The sequence below is a fragment of the Pseudonocardia nigra genome (assembly GCF_019396355.1).
GTDB lineage: Bacteria > Actinomycetota > Actinomycetes > Mycobacteriales > Pseudonocardiaceae > Pseudonocardia > Pseudonocardia nigra.
On record NZ_JAHKRK010000142.1, the window covers coordinates 1 to 20,073 of the forward strand.

Sequence of the window (20,073 nt, forward strand, 5' to 3'; positions counted from 1 at the left end):
TCCGGTGCAGATCCAACCCGCCTACGATCGCCATCGGGACCTCCTCGAGCACCATCAGAACCACGGTCTGGTTCCCACGGGACCGATGTTTCCGTGCCGAGGGGGTCCCGCCACATGTCACCTTTCGGGCAGACCTATCGGACGAAGGTGCCGTTCGCGCGGTACGACGTGCTCAGTCCGGCCACTCCGGCTTGCGCTTCTCCAGGAACGCCGCCATGCCCTCGCGCGCGCCGGGGCTCTGCGACAGCGCCGCCATCACCTCGACGGCGATCGCGTAGGCGTCCGCCTCGGGCCGGTCGAGCTGGCTGTAGAGGGTCTGCTTCCCCACGCCCTTCCCGAACCGGCTGCCGCGGGTGGCCCGGGCGAGCAGGTCGTCGACGCGGGCGTCCAGCTCGGCGTCGGGCACGGCGTAGTTGACCAGGCCCCACTCGGCGGCCGTGGCCGCGTCGACCGGGTCGCCGGTGAGTGCCAGCTCCATCAGTCGCTTCCGCCCGACGTTCCGGGCGACGGGCACGGCGGGGGTGTGGCAGAACCAGCCGCCCTTGCCGCCGGGCAGCGCGAAGGAGGCCGACTCGGCGGCCACGGCCAGGTCGCAGGACGCCACCAGCTGGCACCCGGCCGCCGTCGCAATCGCCTGGACGCGGGCGATCACGACCTGCGGCACCTCCTGGATCGTGCGCATCACCCGGGTGCACAGCTGCAGCAGGTCGCGGACGCCCGCGAGGTCGCGCGCGGCCACGTCGGCGAAGTCGTGCCCCGCGGAGAACGCCTTGCCCTCCGCGCCGAGCACGATGCCGGTGGCGTCGGAGCGCCCGGCCGTCTCGAACGCGTGGAGCAGCTCCCGCAGGTGCGGCTCGGAGAGCGCGTTGCGTCGCTCGGGGCGGTTCATCGTGATCCGGACCGTGTCCCCGTCCTGCTTGACCAGCAGGTGCTCGTAGTCGGCCATGCCGGCAACGGTAGCCGGGCGAGCGCGGCCCGGACAGGGCTCCCGACCGCCGGCGGAATCGTCCTTGTGCCGACCCCGGGCTGCTCCTACGCTGACCGTATGACCAGATCGGCGAATCTGGTCACGAAGTCAGGAGGTGTCGATGGCCGCGCCGGACGTGGCGGGAACCCGGGTGGATCGCCTGCTCGCCACGGCGGCGGAGCTGCTCGTGCGCTGGGGCTACCAGCGCGTCACGATCGACGACGTCGCCCGCCAGGCCGGCATCGGCAAGGGCACCGTCTACCTGCACTTCCGCACGAAGGACGCGCTGTTCCTCACCGTGCTGCTGCGGGTCCACCGCCGGGTCGTCGAGCGGATGGCGGACCGGATCGCGGCGGACCCGGAGCACGTGCTGCCGGCGCGCGTGACCCGGTCGGTCTACCGGGAGCTCACGGCCGACCCGGTGTCCCGGTCGCTGTACTTCGCCGACGCCGAGGTGCTCGGCAGGCTCGTGCACGAGGCCACCGACACCCTCGGCGGGCTCGCCGCACGCCGGGAGGAAACGCTCGGCGAGCACCTGCGGCTGCTCCAGGAGGCCGGGTGCCTGCGCAGCGACCTCTCGGTCGAGGCCCTGCGCTACACCCTCGCCGCCATCGGGACCGGCTTCTTCGTCGTCGACGGGATGTCGGTGGGCGGTGCGGATCTCGACGCGGACGCGCGCGGCGCGCTCCTGGAGCACGCCGTCGCCGCCGCGCTGCAGGTCCCGGAACCGCCGACCGCCGAGCTCGAGCGCCTCGCGCCCGTCGTCGCCGAGCTCTACCGATCACTCATCGAGGACATCGACCACGAGTGGCGCCGCCGCGTCCGCTGAGCGGAGCTTGCGTAGCCAGCATCTGCGCGGCCCCGGGGCGAGCGGCACCGGAAACGGAGCCAGACATGACCGCGACCCCGTCCGTCGAACCGGACCTCATGAACCCGGATCTCATCGCCGACCCCTACGGCGGCTACGGAGCGCTCCGCGAGCAGGCGCCGGTCGTCCTGGGGCGGGCCATGGACGGCAGCCCGGCGTGGTTCGTGACGCGGGCCGAGGACGTCCGCGCGGTGCTCGCCGACCCGCGGTTCGTCAACAAGCCGGGCTCCGTGCCCGGCGTCGACGTCGGCCGGGTGCGCGACAAGGTGCTGATGGAGCGCTTCGGCGTCCCCGCCGACCTCGCCGCCTACGTGACCGGATCCATCCTCGACATGGACGGGACCGACCACGTCCGGCTGCGCAAGCTGGTGTCGCGCGCGTTCACGGTGCGCCGGGTGAGCGAGCTGCGGCCCCGGGTGGAGGCGATCGCGAACGCGCTGCTGGACGGCCTCACGTCCCCGACCGACCTGGTCGCGGAGTACGCCTACCCGCTCCCGATCACCGTGATCTGCGAGCTCGTCGGGGTGCCGGAGGCCGACCGCCCGTCCTGGCGGGAGTGGGGCAACGCGCTGTTCGCCATGAACCCGGAGACGTTCTCCGGGGCGCTGCGCGACATGGTCGACCACGTCCACGACCTGATCCGCCGACGCCGTGAGGAGCCGGGCGACGACCTGCTCACCGGGCTGATCCGCGCGCAGGAGGACGACGGCGACCGGCTGTCGGACGTCGAGATGGTGACCATGGTGATCACCCTCGTGCTCGCGGGGCACGAGACCACGGCGCACCTGATCGGCGACGGCGCGCTCGCGCTGCTCAGCCACCCCGACCAGCTCGAGCTGCTGCGGGCCGACCCGTCGCTGTGACCGGGCGCGGTGCACGAGCTGATGCGCTGGGGCGGGCCGGTGCTCGCCACCCGGATCCGCTTCGCGGCCGAGGACGTCGAGGTCGGCGGGCAGCTGATCCGGGCGGGCGAGATCGTCCAGCCGGTGCTGGTGTCGAGCAACCACGACCCGCGCGAGTACCCCGAACCCGACCGGCTCGACGTCACCCGCCGGCCGGCCGGGCGCGGCGAGGGGCACGTCGGGTTCGGCCACGGCGCCCACTACTGCCTCGGGGCCGCGCTCGCCCGGCAGGAGGGGGAGGTGGCGCTGCGCGCCCTGGTCGAGCGCCACCCCGGGCTCGCGCTCGACGCCGAGCCGGAATGGATGCCGATGCCGGGGATGCGGCGGCTCGCGCGGCTGCCGCTGCGGCTGGGCTGATCAGTGGGCCTCAATAGGACTTCGGCAGGCCGAGGGTGTGCTGGGAGATGTAGTTGAGGACCATCTCCCGGCTCACCGGTGCGATGCGGGCCGCGCGCACGGCGCCGATCAGCGTGCCGACGCCGTACTCGACGGACATCCCGTTGCCGCCGTGGGCCTGCACGGCGGCGTCGACCGCGTTGATCGCGGCCTCGGCGGCGGCGTACTTGGCGATGTTCGCCGCTTCGCCCGCACCGGGGTCGCGCTCGTCGTAGAGCCACGCGGCGCGGGTGGTCGCCAGCCTGGCCAGCTCGACGGCCTGATGGGCGCCGATCGGGACGTCCCAGACCGTGCGGTCCTTCGCGTAGCCCACGCCCTTGCGCAGGGCGCAGCGGGCCAGCCCGTTCGAGTACGCCGCGACCGCGATCCGCTCCGGGTTGAGCCCCGCGAACAGCGCCGCGAGACCCGCGTCCTCGCCGCCCACCAGCGCGTCGGCCGGCAGCAGGGCGTCGTCGAAGTGGACGGTGAACTGCTTCTCCGGCGAGCTGATCGCCATCTCGATCGGGCGGTAGGTCATGCCCGGCGTGTCGGTGGGCACGACGAACATCGCGGGACGCAGCGTCCCGGAGGCGGCGTCCTCCAGCCGGGCGACCACCAGCGTCGCGTCGGTCTCGTCGACACCGGAGATGTAGTCCTTCGTGCCCGAGAGCCGCCAGCCACCGCCGGGTTCGCGGCGCGCGGTCGTCGTGATGCGGTGGGAGTTCGAACCCGCGTCCGGCTCGGTGATGGCGAACGACATCCGCACCGAGCCGTCGGCGAACCGGGGGAGCCAGCGCTCCTTCTGCTCCGCGGTCCCGGACGTGGCGATCACCGTGGCGGCGATGGCCGGCGAGACGACGATGAGCAGCAGCGGGCAACCCCGCCGCCGAGATCTCCTCGGCGACGATGGCGAGCTCAACCATGCCGGCGCCCCCGCCGCCGTACTCCGCGGGGACGGCGACGCCGAGGTAGCCGGACGCGCCGGCATCGGCCCACAGCTCGGTGGTCTTGCCGCCGCTGCGTGCTTTGCCCATCAGGTAGTCGTGGCCGTACTTCGCCGCCATCGCGGCCACCGACGAGCGCAGGAGTCGTTGCTCGTCGGTCTCGCGGAGATCCATGGCGGGGGAGCGTGCCGGGGTGGGCCGAACCCGGTCAAGGGCAGCCGCTGTCAGGCGCCGCGCCGCCGGTCGTGCAGGGTGAGGAGCAGGTAGGCCGCGAGGCTCTGGGAGTCGGTGATCTCGCCGCGGGCGGCCATGGCCTCGAACTCCTGCGCCGTGAACCACGCGGCGCGCATGTCCTGCTCGGTGGCCTCCCGGCGGGTCGGACCGGCGGTCAGGTCGGTGGCCAGCCAGACGGTGCCGGTCTGGCTGGACATGCCGGGCGCGACGTCGAGATGCCCGATCAGCTCCAAGCGTCCGGCGCGCAGCCCGGTCTCCTCCTCGAGCTCCTGGACGGCGAGGTCGGCCGGGTCGACCTCGGCGCGGTCCGGGGCCGTACCGGCCGGGAACTCCCAGCGGCGGCGGCGCACCGGGTAGCGGAACTGCTCGACGAGGTGCAGCCGGTCGCCGTCGCGCGGGATGACCAGGGCGTAGGTGGGCTTGTCGATCACCCCGTAGATGCCGTCTGTGCCGTCGGGCCTGCGCACGGCGTCCTCGCGCACGGTCATCCAGTTGTTCGCGTAGACCTGGCGACTGCTGAGCGTCTCCACGTCCCTACGGTGCCCGGTGCCCGGATCGGGCACCATCGCGGGGTGCGCGCGTCCCGGCTGGTCACCCTGCTGTTCACACTGCAGCGCCGCCGCAGCGCGACCGCCGCCGAGCTGGCCCGGGAGCTGCAGGTGTCCGAGCGCACGATCTACCGCGACGTCGCGGCGCTCTCCGCGGCCGGCGTGCCGCTGTTCACCGAGCCGGGCCGCGGCGGTGGCATCCGGATGATCGATGGCTGGCGCACCCGCCTCGACGGGCTCACGGCGCAGGAGGCAGCGGCGATCTTCGCCGTCGGGGCCCCGCAGGTGCTCGCCGAGCTCGGGATGAGCGCGGCACTGGCCGGCGCGCAGGCGAAGGTCCTCGCGACCCTGCCCGCGGAGATGCGCGAGCACGCCCGCACCGTCGCCGAGCGGTTCCATCTGGACGCCCCCGGCTGGTTCCACACGCCGCACCAGGTGACGCAGCTGGCCGCGGTCGCCGAGGCGGTGTGGGAGCAGCGGCGGCTGCGGATCTCCTACCGCCGCCGCGACGACGAGGTGGAGCGGACGATCGACCCGCTCGGCCTCGTGCTCAAGGCCGGCACCTGGTACCTCGCGGCGCGCTCGGCCAGCGGGCACCTGCTCACCTACCGGGTCGACCGGATCGTCGCCGCCGAGCCGAGTGGGGAGACGTTCGAGCGGCCGGAGGAGTTCGACCTCGTCGGCTGGTGGGCCGACGCGGCGAGCCGGTTCGAGGGCACCCTGCTGCGGGAGACCGTCCGGCTGCGGCTCGGGCGGCGCGGACTGCGGCTGCTGCCGCACGTCACCGACCCGGACGCCGCGCTGCGGGCCGTCGCCACCGCCGGACCCCCGGATGCCGAGGGATGGCGCGAGGTCGAGCTCGACGTCGAGGCCGTGGAGGTGGCCGCGTCCCAGCTCACCGGGCTCGGCGGGGATGTAGAGGCACTGCACCCGCCGGAGCTGCGCGCCGCCCTGGCGGCCGCGGGAACGGCGCTGGCCGAGCGCAACGCCCCACCCTGAGCGCCCGCCCGCGCCGCCGCGAACGCCGGCAAGGCCATACCGCCACTGGACGGCAGTGTGGCCACCTTGCCGACGCCGGGTCGGGGCGGGGGAACGCCCGGTGCCCGTGGGTTGCCCCTACGCTCGCCGTCGTGCGTCTCGTCATCGCCCGCTGCCAGGTGGACTACGTCGGCCGGCTCACCGCCCATCTGCCGATGGCGCCGCGGTTGCTGCTGGTCAAGGCCGACGGCTCGGTGTCGATCCACGCCGACGACCGCGCCTACAAGCCGTTGAACTGGATGAGCCCGCCCTGCTGGCTGGAGGAGCAGCCGGGGGTGTGGACGGTGCGCAACAAGGCCGACGAGTCGCTCGTCATCACCATCGACGAGGTGCTGCACGACACCCGGCACGAGCTGGGCGTGGACCCCGGCCTGGTGAAGGACGGCGTCGAGGCGCACCTGCAGGAGCTGCTCGCGGCACACCCCGCCGTCCTGGGCGAGGGGTACACGCTGGTCCGGCGGGAGTACATGACGGCGATCGGGCCGGTCGACCTGCTGTGCCGCGACGCCGACGCCGGGAGCGTGGCCGTGGAGATCAAGCGCCGCGGGGAGATCGACGGCGTCGAGCAGCTCACGAGGTACCTGGAGCTGATGAACCGCGATCCGTTGCTCGCGCCGGTGGCCGGGGTGTTCGCCGCACAGCAGATCAAGCCGCAGGCGCGCACGCTCGCCGAGGACCGTGGGATCCGCTGCGTGGTCGTCGACTACAACGCGTTGCGCGGCGTGGAGTCCGACGACCTGCGGCTGTTCTAGACGATGGGGGTACTCTGGGGGTATGCCCAAGGTCAGCGTCTACCTGCCTGACGACCTCTACCGTGCCGCGCAGGAGCGCAAGCTCCCGCTGTCGGCGCTGACCCAGGATGCGGTCGAGCGGGCTATCCGCACGTCGGACCGCAAGGAGTGGGTGTCTCGGATGCGTGCGCTGCCACGCCCTGCTGACGTGGTTGTCGACTCCGCTGCCCTCCTCGACGAGGTCCGCGCGGAGTTCGGCGAGTGATCGTTCTGGATGCCTCGGCCCTCGTCGACGTCGTCCTGGCTCAGAAGAACGCGGATTGGATCCTCGGACTGCTGGACGAGGAGGATGTTGCCGCTCCGTCCCATCAGCCAGCGGAAGTTCTCTCGGCGCTTGCGCGGCTCGTGCGTGCCGGAGTCTTGACGCCCGAGAAGGCCAGGATCGCCCTCGATGCGGCGCTCGGTACACCCCAGCAGCTGGTCACGCCCTCCGCGGCCCACGTCCGCCGCGCGTTCGCCCTTCGCGAGCACATCCGGGTCGCCGACGGGCTGTATGTCGCTCTGGCCGACGAGCTCGACTGCCCGCTGGTGACCACGGATCGGCGGCTTGCGGGCGCGAACACGCCCTGCGAGGTGCGGGTGCCCCCGTCCGGGCCCGGGCCGATCCCCCCGCCACGCGAGGGATAGGTGCGGCGGTCCGCGACGCCGTTACTCTTGGGTAATGACCGCAGCCGAGGCGCCGACTGAGCCCGCCACGTTCGAGTCGCTCGACCCGCGCACGGGCGACGTCGTCGGCACCCACCCGGTGCACGACGCCGCCGCCGTGGAGGCCGCTGTCGCCCGGGCCGCCCAGGCCGCGCAGTGGTGGGCGGACCTCGGGTTCGCCGAGCGCCGCCGCAGGCTCGGCGAGTGGCGCAAGGTGCTGGTCCGCAAGCTCGACGACCTCGCCCACGTCGTCGCCGACGAGACCGGCAAGCCCCTCGACGACGCGCGGCTGGAGCTCGTGCTGGCCGTCGACCACCTCGACTGGGCCGCGAAGCACGCCGAGAAGGTGCTGAGGCGGCGCAAGGTCTCCTCGGGCCTGCTGATGGGCAACCAGGCCGCCAGCCTGGCGTACGTGCCGATCGGCGTCGTCGGCGTGATCGGCCCCTGGAACTACCCGGTGTTCACGCCGATGGGATCGATCGCCTACGCCCTCGCCGCGGGCAACGCGGTGGTGTTCAAACCCAGCGAGCTCACGCCCGGCGTCGGGGTGGCGCTCGCCGACTCGCTCGCCGAGATCGTCGACGGCAGACCGCTGTTCCAGGTCGTCACGGGCTTCGGGGAGACCGGCGCCGCGCTGTGCCGGGCCCCGGGCGTCGGCAAGATCGCCTTCACCGGCTCGACGGTCACCGGGAAGCGGGTGATGGCCACCTGCGCCGAGTCGCTCACCCCGGTGCTCATCGAGTGCGGCGGCAAGGACCCGCTGATCGTCGACGCCGACGCCGACCTCGAGGCCGCCGCCGACGCGGCCGTGTGGGGCGGCATGTCGAACGCGGGCCAGACCTGCGTGGGTGTCGAGCGGGTGTACGTGGTCGACACCGTCGCCGACGAGTTCGTCGCGCGGGTCACCGCGAAGGCGAGCAGGCTGCGGGCGGGCTCCACCGGTGATTTCGGGCCCATGACGATGCCCGCGCAGGCCGACGTCGTGCGCCGCCACGTCGAGGACGCGCTCGCCCGCGGCGGCCGGGCCGTCGTCGGCGGTGCGGAGTCGGTGCGCCCGCCGTTCGTCGAGCCGGTGGTGATCGTCGACGTTCCCGAGGACAGCGCGGCCGTCACCGAGGAGACGTTCGGGCCGCTGCTCGTCGTCAACCGGGTGCCGGACGTGGACGAGGCCGTCCGCCGCGCCAACGCCACCGGCTACGGGCTGGGCGCCACGGTGTTCGCCAAAGCCCGCGGCGAGGAGATCGCCGCCCGGCTGCGGTGCGGGATGGTCGCGATCAACGGCATCATCTCGTTCGCCGGGATCCCCGCACTGCCCTTCGGTGGAGTCGGCGACTCCGGCTTCGGCCGCATCCACGGCGAGGACGGGTTGCGCGAGTTCACCCGTCCGCAGGCGGTGGCGCGGCAGCGGTTCGCCCTGCCCATCCCGGTGACGAGCTTCGCGCGGACCGCGGGCGGGATGCGGGCGCTGGTCGGGATCATCCGGTTCCGGCACGGGAGGTAGGCGTCACAGGCGCCCCACTGGAGCGCCGGCGGATGGGAGGATCCGCGCGAGGATCCCTCAGCGACTGCGGGAGGTAGACGGGTGACACGCGAGTTCCGGACGGTCGGCGTCGTCGGCCTGGGCACGATGGGTGCCGGCATCGTCGAGGTGTTCGCCCGCAACGGGCTGCAGGTGATCGCCGCGGAGGTGGACACCGACGCGGTCGAGCGGGGGCGCGCGCACCTGCAGACGTCCACCGAGCGCGCGGTCGGCCGCGGCAAGCTCAGCCAGGAGGACGCGGACGCCTTGCTGGGGCGCATCACCACCACCACGTCGCTGGCCGACCTGGCCGACGCCGATCTCGTCGTCGAGGCCGTGCCGGAGAGCCTGGAGCTGAAGGGTCGCATGCTCGCGGACCTGGATCGCATCTGCCGGCCCGACGTCATCCTCGCGTCGAACACCTCCTCGCTGTCGGTCACCGAGCTGTCGGTGCGCACCGGGCGGCCCAGCAAGGTCGTCGGGATGCACTTCTTCAACCCGGCCCCGGTGCAGAAGCTCGTCGAGCTGGTGCGCACCGTCGTCACCGAGCCGGACGTGGTCGACGACATGCGCTCCTTCGCCGAGTCGCTGGGCAAGGTGCCGGTCGTCATCGGCGACCGGGCCGGGTTCATCGCCAACGCGCTGCTGTTCGGCTACCTCAACCACGCGGCGCGGATGTACGAGGCGCACTACGCCAGCCGCGAGGACCTCGGCGCCGCCATGCGCTACGGCTGCGGCTATCCGATGGGCCCGCTGGCGCTGCTCGACCTGATCGGCCTCGACACGTCCTACGAGATCCTCGAGACGATGTACCGGCAGTCGCGCAACCCGCTGCACGCGCCCACGCCGCTGCTCAAGCAGATGATGACCGCCGGGCTGCTCGGCCGTAAGACCGGTCGCGGCTTCTACACCTACGCCAAGCCGCACAGCTCCGAGGTCGTGCCCGACGCGCTGACGCCGTCCGGCACCGTGCCCGAGGACGTCCCGGTCCGGGACGTGCAGCGCGTGGGCGTGCTCGGCACCGGCACGATGGCGTCGGGCATCGTCGAGGTGCTCGCGAAGGCCGGCCTCGACGTCGTCATGCGGGGCCGCAGCGACTCGAAGGTGGATACCGCGGTCGCCGGGATCCGCAAGGCGCTCGACAAGGCCGTGGTCCGCGGGCGGCTGACCGAGCCGGAGCGCGAGGCGGCGCTCGCCCGGATCACCGGCACCACCCGCCTGGAGGACTTCGCCGACGTCGATCTCGTCATCGAGGCCGTGGCCGAGGAGCTCGACGTGAAGCGGGCGGTGTTCGCCGCGCTCGACGAGATCTGCAAGCCGGGCGCGATCCTCGCCACCACCACGTCGTCGCTGCCGGTCGTGGAGTGCGCCGCGGCGACGTCCCGGCCGCAGGACGTGGTCGGGCTGCACTTCTTCAACCCGGCTCCGGCGATGAAGCTCGTGGAGGTCGTCTCCACGATCACCACCGGGCGCGACGTCGCCGCCACCGCGCTCGCGCTGTGCGCGCGGCTGGGCAAGGTGCCGGTGTCGTGCGGGGACCGGGCGGGCTTCATCGTCAACGCGCTGCTGTTCCCGTACCTCAACGACGCGGTGAAGATGCTCGAGGCGCATTACGCCACCGCCGACGACATCGACGCCGCCATGAAGACCGGCTGTGCGCTGCCGATGGGGCCGTTCGAGCTGCTCGACGTCGTCGGGCTCGACGTGTCGCTGGCCATCGAGCGGTCGCTGTTCCAGGAGTTCCGGCTGTCCGGGTTCGCGCCGGCGCCGCTGCTGGAACACCTGGTCACGGCGGGTCGGCTGGGCCGCAAGACCGGCCACGGCTTCCGGGACCACGCCGCGCGTTAGCAGCTGCCATGCCCCGTTCCAACCGGCCGCGGCGCTCCGCACGTGCCGTCGACGCGCACGTTCCGTTGCGCTCGGCGGCGCTGACGCGTGCGGAGTCCGGCCCGGACGGGGACTGGCTGGTGCGCAGCGTCCCGGGCTCGTCCTCGGGGAAGGACTACCGCTGCCCGGGCTGTGACCAGCTCATTCCGGCCGGCACCGGCCACCTGGTCACCTGGCCGTCCGGCGAGTGGGGGTCGGTCGAGGACCGCAGGCACTGGCACACGGCGTGCTGGGGTGCCCGCCTCCGGCGGCGGCCGGGGCGGCGCCGGTACTGACGAACCGCGCACGGTCCGGGGTCAGCGCGCACGCCCGTGGTGGTCGACGACCGCGGTCAGCATCCGCACCAGCTGCTCGCGTTCCGCGGCCGACAGCGGGGCGAGCAGCTCCTCCTGGGTCTCGTCCAGCAGCCGGTTCAGCGTGTGCAGGTGTTCGCGGCCGGCCTCGGTGATCGCGATGACGTTGCGCCTGCGGTCCTGCGGATCGGGGGTGCGCCGGAGCAGGTCCGCCGCGGCGAGGTCGTTGACCAGGGCGACCATGTCGCTGCGGTCGATGCCGCACCGCCGCCCCAGCGCGGCCTGGCTGGCCGGCCCGAACTCGTCGAGTGCGGCGAGTACCGAGAAGTGCGGGCGGCGGGCGCCGACCGTCGCGAGCCCGTCGGCCACGAGCCGCTGCGCGGGCAGGGCGGCCTGGTTGAGGAGCCAACTGGGCCTGGCCCGGAGCCGGGCGGGCGCCGATGCACTGTCCACGTCGCGATCCTAGTCAACAGTTGGTGCAGCCCACGATTCTACGCTATCGTTGGCGGTGCCAACATTGGTGAATCCAACGAATGTGAGTCGACATGAGCCGGAACCTGACGGATCGGTGCGAGATCGACCAGCTGGTGCAGCGGCTCGCCGCCTGTCTCGACGACGGCCGCTACGAGGACCTGCGCGGGATCTTCACCGCGGACGCGACGGCCCGGACGCCCGGCGGGCTCGCCGAGGGCATCGACGCCCTGGTCACCCAGGCGGCGCGCATCCATTCGACGAAGAGCGCCACCCAGCACCTTCTCGGCGCGGCGCTGATCGACCTCGGCGCCGACACCGCGGCCGTCCGCGCGAACGCGCTGGTGACGATGGTGGACCGGGGCCCGGATCGGCGCCCCGCGCTGCAGATGGGCGAGGTGTACCGCCTCGGCGCGCGCCGGACGCCCGAGGGGTGGCGGTTGACCAGCGTCGAGACGGTCCCGCTCTGGGCCGAGGGGAACGTCCCGGCCCTGGCCGGTTGAGCATCCGCCCGCCACGAGAGGGACACCTCACATGCCCGCGATCGACGTGCTGGACTCGACGATGTACTACGAGGAGACCGGGAGCGGAACGCCGCTGGTCTTCCTCCACGGCAACCCGAGTTCGTCGTACCTCTGGCGTCACGTGCTGCCGAGAATGGGCGAACCCGGCCGCTGCCTCGCGCCCGATCTGATCGGAATGGGCCGCTCCGGCAAGCCGGAGATCCCGTACGGATTCGCCGACCACGCCCGGTACCTCGACGCCTGGTTCGACGAGCTCGGACTGGACGACGTCGTGCTCATCGGGCACGACTGGGGTGGGGCGCTCGCCTTCGACCAGGCGACCCGGCATCCCGGGCGGGTCCGCGGCATCGCCTTCCTGGAGACGATTCTGCGGCCGATGACCTGGGAGGAGTTCCCGGCTGGTGCGCGGTCGCGCTTCGAGGCGTTCCGCACGCCCGGGGTCGGCGAGACGCTGGTGCTCGACCGGAACGTGTTCATCGAGCAGGCCTTGAGCCAGACCGTGCTGACCGGGCTGAGCGACGAGGACCTGGAGGCGTACCGGCGGCCGTACCCGACCCGCGACAGCAGGCGCCCGCTGCTGGAATGGCCACGCGCGATGCCGCTCGACGGCGAACCCGCAGATGTGGTCGCCCGTATCGCCGACTACGACGACTGGTTGGGGGACAGCCACGACGTCCCGAAGCTGCTCCTGACCTTCGACTCGTCCCCGACCCTCATGATCGGGGAGGAGATGACCGCCTGGTGCGCGGCGAACATCGCCGGCCTCGAGATCGAGCACTGCGGACCGGCGGGCCACATGGCGCCGGAGGACCAGCCCGAGGCCATTGCCAGGGCGATCACCGACTGGACGGCCCGGCACCGGCTCAGGTCGGGCGAGGCGGCGTCGACGGGCACTCGCGCGTAGAACGCCGGTCGCAGCGGCGAGCCCGATCGGGTGTCAGCGGCGGCCGGTGCCGGCCTTCGAGCGGCGCCGGCGCCGGCGCGGCGTGGGCTTGCGGTCACCGTTCCCGCCGGCCGGGTCGGCGCCTCCGCTTCCGCTGTCACTCGCACTGCCGCGGTCGGCGGTGTCCTGGTTCGCGGTGGCGGGGGCGGTGTCGCCGTCGGCTCCGGTCCGGTCGGAGGTCGGCGCCGCGGCCGGACCGGCGTCTCCGACGGGCGGATCCTCGGCGGCGCCCGCCCCGTCCGGCCCGGCGTCGGACTGCTCGCCCGCGGCCTGCCGCTTCCTGTTCCGGACGACGGGCGATGGCCGCTTTGCGCCATTGGTGGCGGCGTAGGCCGCGCCGCTGCCGTTCGAGCCGGTCGACGCGGCGACGGCCCGCGCGTCGGCGACGGACCGCGTCGCGAACCCGTTGAGCTGCTCGGGCGGGAGGGCCAGCGCCGTGAGCGACCGGCCCAGCACGCCGTGCGTCTCGCCGAGCTGCTCGGCGATGCGGCTCCGGATCGCGTCCAGCTCCGCGACCCGGCGCTCGGCTTCCGCCAGCATCGCACGCGCGGCGGCCTCGGCCTCCGCGACCGTGCTGCGGCCCTGCGCGGCGGCCGACTCGCGCGTCTCGTCGGCCTGCCGGCGCGCCGCCTCCTGCTCCTCGGCGAGGGCGGCCAGAGCCTGGGCGCGGCGCTGGTCCATCGCGATCGCGAAGTCCTCCTCCACCTGCGCCCGGCGCGCCTCGGACTCGACCCACACCCTCGCCCGCTCCTGCTCCGCGGCCTCGCGCTCGCCGTCGAGAGCGGCACGTGCCTGCGCCAGCTCGCGGGTCGTCCGCTCGGCGTCGGCCTGCGCCGCGGCCCGGATGGCGGCCGCCTCCGACTTCGCCGCCGCCACCGTCTGCGCCGCCTGCTGCTCGGCATCGCGGATACGTCGGGAGACCTCGCACTCGGTGCGCGACAGCATCTCGGCGACCTCGTCCTCGGCCAGCCGCAGCATGGACCGCATCCGCTCGCTCATGCCCTGAGCGCTCTGCGGCGGACTGACCAGCGAGCGAACCTGCGCGCGCAGGTTCTCGGCCCGCACCCGCGCGTTGTCGAGCTCCCGGGTGAGCTGGGCCGACTGGTCGATCGCCGCGTCCCGATCCGCCACCAGGATGCGGATCTCCGCGTCCAGCGTGCGCAGGTGTGCGTCGACCTGTCCCTGGTCGTAGCCCCTCCGGACGACCTCGAAGCCGGTGTCGGACGGGGGCGCAGCGGGGTCTCCGGCCATGAACCTCACCGTACCGGGGGCACTCCCGCCGGTGCCCGGTGTGCACGCTCCGTGGTGAACAGGCTCACCCGTGCGGGACGGGTGACTGTTCAGACCCCCCGGAAGCGGTTGATCGCGTGCAGATGCTGCTCGCGCTTCTCCGGATCGGTGACGCCCAGGCCCTCCTCCGGGGCGAGTGCGAGCACCCCGACCTTGCCCTGGTGGCTGTTGGTGTGCACGTCCAGCGCGGCCTGCCCGGTCTCCGCGAGCGGGTAGACCTTCGACAGCGTGGGGTGCACCAGGCCCTTGTCGATCAGCCGGTTGGCCTCGTAGGACTCGCGGTAGTTGGCGAAGTGCGAACCGACGATCCGCTTGAGGTTCATCCAGAGGTAGCGGTTGTCGTAGCTGTGCTCGTAGCCCGAGGTCGATGCGCAGGTCACGATCGTGCCGCCCTTGCGGGCGACGTACACGCTCGCGCCGAAGGTCTCCCGGCCCGGGTGCTCGAACACGATGTCCGGGTCGTCACCGCCGGTGAGCTCGCGGATCTTGGCGCCGAGCCGCTTCCACTCCTTCTGGTCCTGGGTGTGCTCGTCGCGCCAGAACCGGTAGCCCTCCGCGCTCCGGTCGATGATGAGCTCCGCCCCCATCGACCGGCAGATCTCCGCCTTCTGCGGCGAGGAGACCACGCACACCGGGGTGGCGCCGCCGTTGAGGGCGAACTGGGTGGCGTAGGAGCCGAGGCCGCCGGACGCGCCCCAGATCAGCACGGTGTCGCCCTGCTTCATGTCCGCCCCGTTGCGCGACACCAGCTGTCGGTACGCGGTGGAGTTGACCAGGCCGGGGCAGGCCGCCTCCTCCCACGTGAGGTGGGCGGGCTTGGGCAGCAGCTGGTTGGACTTCACCAGCGCGAGCTCGGCGAGGCCGCCGAAGTTCGTCTCGAAGCCCCAGATGCGCTGCTCGGGGTCGAGCATGGAGTCGCCGTGGCCGTCCGGGCTCTCCAGCTCCACCGACAGGCAGTGCGCGACGACACGGTCGCCCGGCTTCCAGGCGGTGACGCCGGGCCCGGTACGCAGCACGACGCCCGCCAGGTCGGACCCCACGACGTGGTAGGGCAGGTCGTGGCGCTTCGTCAGCGGCGAGAGCCGCCCGTAGCGCTGCAGGAAGCCGAACGTCGGCACCGGCTCGAAGATCGAGGTCCAGACGGTGTTGTAGTTGATCGCGCTCGCCATCACGGCGACGATCGCCTCGCCGGGGCCCAGCTCGGGCGTGGGCACCTCGTCCAGGTGCAGGCTCTTGCGGGGGTCCTTGTCCCGGGACGGGATCCCCGCGAACATCTCCACCTCGTCGGCGTGCACGGTGACGCCGCGGTAGTGGTCGGGCACGTCGAGCGCGCCGACGGCGTCGTACTGGTCGGCGAGAATGGCATCGAGGATCTGCTGCACGGCTGGCCTCCGTTGGCTCGAGTCGTGATTGTCCGTGATGTGGAAGTTACTGGGCGGTAGCGGAAATCGGGAGGGGCGGCGGGCGTGAGCCCCACCACCTGACCGGGGCGGTCGCGATCAGTGCGCCGCAGCCGGCTCCACGAGCTCGACGAGCACGCCGCCCGCGTCCTTCGGATGCACGAAGTTGATGCGGGAGTTCGCCGTGCCACGCCGCGGCTCGGGGTAGAGCAGCCGCAGGCCCTGCTCGCGGAGCGCGGCGCACGTGGCGTCGATATCGGCCACTCGGTAGGCCATCTGCTGGATGCCGGGGCCGCTGCGGTCGAGGAACTTGCCGATCGCCGAGTCCGGGCGTAGCGGCGCGAGCAGCTGGATCGCCGCGCCGGTGTCGCCGGGCGCCGACAGCATGGCCTCGCGCACGCCCTGCTCCTCGTTGGTCTCCACGTGGGTGGCGACCAGACCGAAGGTCGAGGCGTACCACTCGATCGCCGCGTCGAGGTCGGCGACCGCGATCCCGACGTGGTCGACCGCAAGGACTTCGTGCTCTCCCATGCCGGGAATGTAGCCGCGAACACCGGGTTGACGTGCGCTTGTGCCCGGCATCACCGCCTTGATCGGTCCACGCGACCCGGTGGGTGCCAACCACGCTGGGTATCGTCGGGTGACCCTCGCCAGAGCAGCCGCTGGAGGAACTGTGTCCGGATCCGTGATCGTCGCCGGCGCCCGCACCCCGATGGGGAAGATGTCGGGCGGGCTGAAGGACTTCAACGGCGCCCAGCTCGGCTCGGTCGCCATCAAGGCGGCGCTGGAGCGGGCCGGCGTGGCCCCCGACCAGGTCGAGTACGTGATCATGGGTCAGGTGCTCACAGCGGGCGCAGGGCAGATCCCGGCCCGGCAGGCCGCGTACGGGGCGGGCATCCCGATGGAGGTGCCGGCGCTCACGATCAACAAGGTCTGTCTGTCGGGTATCGACGCGATCGCGCTCGCCGACCAGCTGATCCGGGCGGGCGAGTTCGACATCGTCGTGGCAGGCGGCCAGGAGTCGATGACGCAGGCGCCGCACCTGCTGCCCAAGTCGCGGGCCGGGTTCAAGTTCGGTGACGTGACGATGCTCGACCACATGGCGCACGACGGGCTGTTCTGCGCGTTCGACCAGCTGCCGATGGGCGCGTCCACCGAGAAGTTCAACGCCCGCTACGGCGTCACCCGCGAGGACCAGGACGCGTTCGCGGCGCGGTCGCACCGGCTCGCCGCCGAGGCCGCCACCGACGGCACCTTCGCCGAGGAGATCGCCCCGGTCACCGTGCCCCAGCGCAAGGGCGACCCGAAGGTGATCGACACCGACGAGGGCGTGCGCGGCGAGACCACCGGCGAGAGCCTTGCGAAGCTGCGCCCCGCGTTCTCCTCCGACGGCACCATCACGGCGGGCTCGTCGTCGCAGATCTCCGACGGTGCGGCCGCCGTGGTGGTGATGAGCAAGGCCAAGGCCGAGGAGCTCGGCCTCCCGTGGCTCGCCGAGATCGGCGCCCACGGCGTGGTCGCCGGGCCCGACGCCAGCCTGCACGAGCAGCCCGCCAACGCGATCGCCGCCGCGTGCCGCAAGGAGGGCATCGAGCCCGCCGACCTCGACCTCGTCGAGATCAACGAGGCCTTCGCGGCGGTCGGGCTGGTGTCGATGAAGAAGCTCGGCCTCGACCAGGAGAAGGTCAACGTCAACGGCGGCGCGATCGCGCTCGGGCACCCCATCGGCATGTCCGGCGCCCGCATCGCGCTGCACCTGGCGCTGGAGCTCAAGCGGCGCGGCGGCGGCGTGGGCGCCGCCGCGCTCTGCGGCGGGGGTGGCCAGGGCGACGCCCTGATCGTCCGCGTGCCCGCGTCGAGCTGACCCGGTCCCGTGGCCAGGCGAGCCGGAGTTCCCGACCTGGTCGAGCGGGCCCGGCGCGGTGAGCACCTGGCCGTCGCCCGGCTGATCTCGCTGGTCGAGGACGGCGCCGACGGCCGGGGAGATCCCGGGATGCTGCGCGAGGTGGCCGCCGCGCTGGCTCCGCACGCAGGCGGTGCGCACGTCGTGGGCGTGACCGGGCCGCCCGGTGTCGGAAAGTCGACGTCGACCTCCGCCCTGGTGCGGGCCCTCCGCGAGCAGGGCCGGCGGGTGGGCGTGCTCGCCGTGGACCCGTCGTCGCCGTTCTCCGGGGGTGCCCTGCTCGGGGACCGCGTGCGGATGGGCGAGCACGCCACCGACGAGGGCGTGTTCATCCGCTCGATGGCCACCCGCGGGCAGCTCGGCGGGCTGGCCTGGGCCACCCCGCAGGCGCTGCGCGTGCTCGACGCCGCGGGCTGCGACGTCGTGCTGATCGAGACCGTGGGCGTGGGACAGTCCGAGGTGGACGTGGTGCGGCTGGCCGACACCACCCTGGTGCTCCTCGCGCCCGGGATGGGCGACGGTGTGCAGGCGGCCAAGGCCGGGATCCTCGAGGTGGCCGACGTGTTCGTGGTGAACAAGGCCGACCGCGACGGTGCCCGGCAGACCGTGCGCGACCTGCGGCACATGCTCACCTTCGGCGACGACGCGGGTGGCGCCGGCTGGAGGCCGCCGGTGCTGCGCACCGTGGCCGCGCGGGGCGAGGGCATGTCCGAGGTGGTGGCGGCGATCGACGAGCACCGCGTGTGGCTCGACGCGGGAGGGGAGCGCGACCGCCGCAGGCTCGCCCGCGCCGAGGCCGAGATCCAGGCCATCGCGCTGGAGCAGGTGCGGGCCCGGATCGGCGACCTGCGGGGCGCGCGCGGGCTCCCCGAGCTGGCCCGTTGGGTCGTGACCGGCCGGACGGACCCGTACCGGGCCGCGGACGAGCTCGTGGCAGCGCTCGGCCGGGACTGAGCGATCCGGCGGGCTCCGGGCCGGTGCCCGGCCGAGATCGCCGCGAGATGCGCACTTGTGCAGTTCGGGGGACGGATACTGCGTTCTCGAGGTGGTCGGCGCCGTGATCGCTGCGAGATGCGCGTCCGGGCAGTTCAGGTGACGAGAACCGCGCGCTCGCGGCGATCATGGACTGGTGGTCCCGCGGCGGGAGCCATGATCGCTGCGAGATGCGCGTCTTCGCAGTCGAGAGGGCGCCAACCGCACTCTCGCGGCGATCACCGGGCGGCGGTTCCCGCGCGGGAGCAAGATCGTTGCGAGATACGCATCCGGGCAGTTCGGACGACGAACACTCCGCTCTCGGGGCGGTCGGCAGCGCCATGATCGCTGCGAGATGAACATCCCCGCAGTGGGGAGGGCGACGAGCGCACTCTCGCGGCGATCACCGGTCGGCGGTGCCCCCGCGGGAGCATGATCGCTGCGAGATGTGCGTCTCCGCAGTCGGGAGGGCGACGAGCGCACTCTCGCGGGGATCACCGGCCGGTGGTCCCGCGGCGGGAGTCATGATCGGCGTGAGATGCGCATCCGTGTCGTTTGGAGGACGAAGACTGCGCTCTCGTAGCGGTCGGGAGCATGACAGCGGGGACAACGACAACCGTCATCTCGAGGCGATCGCGCCTCTCCTGACGCAGCGGGAGGCGTGGGTGGGGTTCGCGGGGCGGTTACCGCGGCCTCCCGAGCGCGGAGAGGCGTGCCGGTATCCGGTGCGATCCGATCCCCGCGGCCAGCTCCCGCGCCCGGCGCGCGTGCTCGGCGGCCTCGTCGGGCCGGTCCGCGGCGAGCGCGATGGCGAGGTCGGCGTGCACCGCGGCACGGTGGCGCGCCGAGCGGGGTCCGGCCGTGAGGGCCTGCCGCAGTGGGTGAACGGCGGCCGCATCGCCGAGCGTGACCAGCGTGCGGCCGTGCCACCGGTGCAGGTCGGCGAGCTCGACCGCGGGCTCCTGCGGGGGCGCCGCGACGTCGACCACCGTGCGGCGCAGCGCCCGCTCGGCCCCGGCGATGCCGTGCCGCGCGCCATCGCCGTCCCCCGCTGCTGCGCTGGCCAGGCCGCTGGCCGCCGCCAGCCGGGCCTGCGCGGCGTGCGGCATCTCCGTGTCGAAGCCGTGGAGCAGCGCGATCGCGGCCGCGGGCTCGCCGACGTCGACCAGCACCGCGGCCTGCCCCGCCAGCGCCACGGCCTGTGCCGCGGGCACGCGGGCCTCCTCGGCGGCCGTCCGGGCGCGGTCATAGCGACGCCACGCGAGGTCCGGACGCGCCCGGTCGAGCTCCTGCGCCCCCGCGAGCGCGGCCGCCGCCGACAGCACGGCCGCGACCGCGGCCCGGGCAGGGGGCGGCACCGTGTGCGTGAGCGTCGTGTCGAGCTGCTCGACCTGGGCGCGCACCAGCTCGGCGGCCCCCGAGGCACCCAGCTCGTCGTCGAGCCTGCGCGCTGCGGCGAGCTGCTCCCACCACAGCCGCACCCCCGCGCGGTCGACGGCGGCCGCGGCCGCGAGGCCGGCCCGCAGCTCTTCGGCCGCCGCGACCGCCCCTGCGCCCTC

General features: G+C 73.3%; 21 protein-coding genes and 1 pseudogene. 14 read left to right on the top strand and 8 right to left on the bottom strand.

Annotated elements, in window-relative coordinates; translation table 11 throughout:
• Positions 1-172 precede the first annotated feature (172 nt).
• Entirely contained in the window at positions 173-946 is a 774-nt protein-coding gene (locus KME75_RS27445) for an enoyl-CoA hydratase-related protein (protein WP_219417781.1), read from the bottom strand.
• Between the two features lie 142 nt (positions 947-1,088).
• Here KME75_RS27445 and KME75_RS27450 point away from each other — a divergent pair, with 142 nt between their 5' ends.
• The 3 genes from KME75_RS27450 (at position 1,089) to KME75_RS43725 (ending at position 3,094) form a co-directional block, all read left to right on the top strand.
• Positions 1,089-1,796, top strand: a complete 708-nt coding sequence (locus KME75_RS27450) for a TetR/AcrR family transcriptional regulator (RefSeq protein WP_219417782.1) — start codon at positions 1,089-1,091, stop codon at positions 1,794-1,796.
• A gap of 65 nt (positions 1,797-1,861) precedes the next feature.
• The gene (locus tag KME75_RS27455; RefSeq protein ID WP_246632951.1) at positions 1,862-2,698 is read left to right on the top strand and encodes a cytochrome P450; all 837 of its coding nucleotides are present in this window, start codon (positions 1,862-1,864) and stop codon (positions 2,696-2,698) included.
• Between the two features lie 9 nt (positions 2,699-2,707).
• Entirely contained in the window at positions 2,708-3,094 is a 387-nt protein-coding gene (locus KME75_RS43725; RefSeq protein WP_308283131.1) for a cytochrome P450, read from the top strand.
• A 10-nt stretch (positions 3,095-3,104) separates the two neighbouring features.
• Here KME75_RS43725 and KME75_RS27460 read toward each other — a convergent pair.
• Positions 3,105-4,230 (bottom strand): annotated as a pseudogene (locus KME75_RS27460) (acyl-CoA dehydrogenase family protein).
• A gap of 50 nt (positions 4,231-4,280) precedes the next feature.
• Positions 4,281-4,820 carry an NUDIX domain-containing protein gene (locus tag KME75_RS27465; RefSeq protein ID WP_308283132.1) on the bottom strand — a complete coding sequence of 180 codons (540 nt, stop codon included), beginning with the start codon at positions 4,818-4,820 and terminating at the stop codon, positions 4,281-4,283.
• Positions 4,821-4,862: 42 nt separating this feature from the next.
• Between KME75_RS27465 and KME75_RS27470 the strand changes: the two genes are divergently transcribed.
• The 7 genes from KME75_RS27470 to KME75_RS27500 all read left to right on the top strand — a co-directional run bounded on the left by KME75_RS27470 (position 4,863) and on the right by KME75_RS27500 (position 10,993).
• Positions 4,863-5,837, top strand: a complete 975-nt coding sequence (locus KME75_RS27470) for a helix-turn-helix transcriptional regulator (protein WP_219417784.1) — start codon at positions 4,863-4,865, stop codon at positions 5,835-5,837.
• A gap of 131 nt (positions 5,838-5,968) precedes the next feature.
• Positions 5,969-6,628 carry an endonuclease NucS gene (gene nucS / locus KME75_RS27475; protein ID WP_219417785.1) on the top strand — a complete coding sequence of 220 codons (660 nt, stop codon included), beginning with the start codon at positions 5,969-5,971 and terminating at the stop codon, positions 6,626-6,628.
• A gap of 22 nt (positions 6,629-6,650) precedes the next feature.
• The gene (locus KME75_RS27480; RefSeq protein ID WP_219417786.1) at positions 6,651-6,872 is read left to right on the top strand and encodes a type II toxin-antitoxin system CcdA family antitoxin; all 222 of its coding nucleotides are present in this window, start codon (positions 6,651-6,653) and stop codon (positions 6,870-6,872) included.
• A complete protein-coding gene (locus KME75_RS27485) occupies positions 6,869-7,294 on the top strand; it encodes a type II toxin-antitoxin system VapC family toxin (RefSeq protein ID WP_219417787.1) in 426 nt (141 codons plus the stop codon). The genes KME75_RS27480 and KME75_RS27485 overlap by 4 nt, the downstream gene beginning before the upstream one ends.
• A 34-nt stretch (positions 7,295-7,328) precedes the next feature.
• Entirely contained in the window at positions 7,329-8,813 is a 1,485-nt protein-coding gene (locus KME75_RS27490; RefSeq protein WP_219417788.1) for an aldehyde dehydrogenase family protein, read from the top strand.
• Between the two features lie 81 nt (positions 8,814-8,894).
• A complete protein-coding gene (locus KME75_RS27495) occupies positions 8,895-10,679 on the top strand; it encodes a 3-hydroxyacyl-CoA dehydrogenase family protein (RefSeq protein ID WP_219417789.1) in 1,785 nt (594 codons plus the stop codon).
• Between the two features lie 8 nt (positions 10,680-10,687).
• Positions 10,688-10,993, top strand: a complete 306-nt coding sequence (locus tag KME75_RS27500; protein WP_219417790.1) for an Rv1322 family protein — start codon at positions 10,688-10,690, stop codon at positions 10,991-10,993.
• A gap of 21 nt (positions 10,994-11,014) precedes the next feature.
• On the opposite strand, the gene KME75_RS27505 is transcribed toward KME75_RS27500, so the two are convergent.
• Positions 11,015-11,464 (bottom strand): MarR family winged helix-turn-helix transcriptional regulator, encoded by a 450-nt coding sequence (locus tag KME75_RS27505; protein WP_219417791.1) that lies wholly within the window; start codon positions 11,462-11,464, stop codon positions 11,015-11,017.
• Positions 11,465-11,556: 92 nt separating this feature from the next.
• Between KME75_RS27505 and KME75_RS27510 the strand changes: the two genes are divergently transcribed.
• Both KME75_RS27510 and KME75_RS27515 read left to right on the top strand, forming a co-directional pair.
• Positions 11,557-11,985, top strand: coding sequence for a nuclear transport factor 2 family protein (locus tag KME75_RS27510; protein ID WP_219417792.1), 429 nt, complete (start codon positions 11,557-11,559; stop codon positions 11,983-11,985).
• 31 nt (positions 11,986-12,016) lie between these two features.
• Positions 12,017-12,910, top strand: coding sequence for a haloalkane dehalogenase (locus KME75_RS27515; protein ID WP_219417793.1), 894 nt, complete (start codon positions 12,017-12,019; stop codon positions 12,908-12,910).
• Positions 12,911-12,943: 33 nt separating this feature from the next.
• Here the strand turns inward: KME75_RS27515 and KME75_RS27520 are convergent, their stop codons facing one another.
• The 3 genes from KME75_RS27520 to mce form a co-directional block, all read right to left on the bottom strand.
• The gene (locus KME75_RS27520) at positions 12,944-14,200 is read right to left on the bottom strand and encodes a coiled-coil domain-containing protein (RefSeq protein ID WP_219417794.1); all 1,257 of its coding nucleotides are present in this window, start codon (positions 14,198-14,200) and stop codon (positions 12,944-12,946) included.
• An 89-nt stretch (positions 14,201-14,289) separates the two neighbouring features.
• Complete coding sequence (gene ccrA, locus KME75_RS27525; protein WP_219417795.1) at positions 14,290-15,621, bottom strand: crotonyl-CoA carboxylase/reductase; 1,332 nt, start codon at positions 15,619-15,621, stop codon at positions 14,290-14,292.
• A 117-nt stretch (positions 15,622-15,738) separates the two neighbouring features.
• Entirely contained in the window at positions 15,739-16,170 is a 432-nt protein-coding gene (gene mce / locus KME75_RS27530; RefSeq protein WP_219417796.1) for a methylmalonyl-CoA epimerase, read from the bottom strand.
• 142 nt (positions 16,171-16,312) lie between these two features.
• Here mce and KME75_RS27535 point away from each other — a divergent pair, with 142 nt between their 5' ends.
• Both KME75_RS27535 and meaB read left to right on the top strand, forming a co-directional pair.
• The gene (locus KME75_RS27535; RefSeq protein ID WP_219417797.1) at positions 16,313-17,503 is read left to right on the top strand and encodes an acetyl-CoA C-acetyltransferase; all 1,191 of its coding nucleotides are present in this window, start codon (positions 16,313-16,315) and stop codon (positions 17,501-17,503) included.
• A 9-nt stretch (positions 17,504-17,512) separates the two neighbouring features.
• Positions 17,513-18,496 (top strand): methylmalonyl Co-A mutase-associated GTPase MeaB, encoded by a 984-nt coding sequence (gene meaB / locus KME75_RS27540; protein WP_219417798.1) that lies wholly within the window; start codon positions 17,513-17,515, stop codon positions 18,494-18,496.
• 701 nt (positions 18,497-19,197) lie between these two features.
• Here meaB and KME75_RS27545 read toward each other — a convergent pair.
• The coding region (locus tag KME75_RS27545; RefSeq protein WP_219417799.1) for a hypothetical protein at positions 19,198-20,073 on the bottom strand (876 nt) is incomplete at its 5' end.

What these genes read in the sequence shown, in the direction of transcription:
- KME75_RS27445 (WP_219417781.1), bottom strand. Translation starts at nt 946, where the DNA reads ATGGCCGACTACGAGCACCTGCTGGTCAAGCAGGACGGGGACACGGTC.
- KME75_RS27450 (WP_219417782.1), top strand. Translation starts at nt 1,089, where the DNA reads ATGGCCGCGCCGGACGTGGCGGGAACCCGGGTGGATCGCCTGCTCGCC.
- KME75_RS27455 (WP_246632951.1), top strand. Translation starts at nt 1,862, where the DNA reads ATGACCGCGACCCCGTCCGTCGAACCGGACCTCATGAACCCGGATCTC.
- KME75_RS27480 (WP_219417786.1), top strand. Translation starts at nt 6,651, where the DNA reads ATGCCCAAGGTCAGCGTCTACCTGCCTGACGACCTCTACCGTGCCGCG.
- KME75_RS27490 (WP_219417788.1), top strand. Translation starts at nt 7,329, where the DNA reads ATGACCGCAGCCGAGGCGCCGACTGAGCCCGCCACGTTCGAGTCGCTC.
- KME75_RS27500 (WP_219417790.1), top strand. Translation starts at nt 10,688, where the DNA reads ATGCCCCGTTCCAACCGGCCGCGGCGCTCCGCACGTGCCGTCGACGCG.
- KME75_RS27510 (WP_219417792.1), top strand. Translation starts at nt 11,557, where the DNA reads ATGAGCCGGAACCTGACGGATCGGTGCGAGATCGACCAGCTGGTGCAG.
- KME75_RS27515 (WP_219417793.1), top strand. Translation starts at nt 12,017, where the DNA reads ATGCCCGCGATCGACGTGCTGGACTCGACGATGTACTACGAGGAGACC.
- KME75_RS27520 (WP_219417794.1), bottom strand. Translation starts at nt 14,200, where the DNA reads ATGGCCGGAGACCCCGCTGCGCCCCCGTCCGACACCGGCTTCGAGGTC.
- mce (WP_219417796.1), bottom strand. Translation starts at nt 16,170, where the DNA reads ATGGGAGAGCACGAAGTCCTTGCGGTCGACCACGTCGGGATCGCGGTC.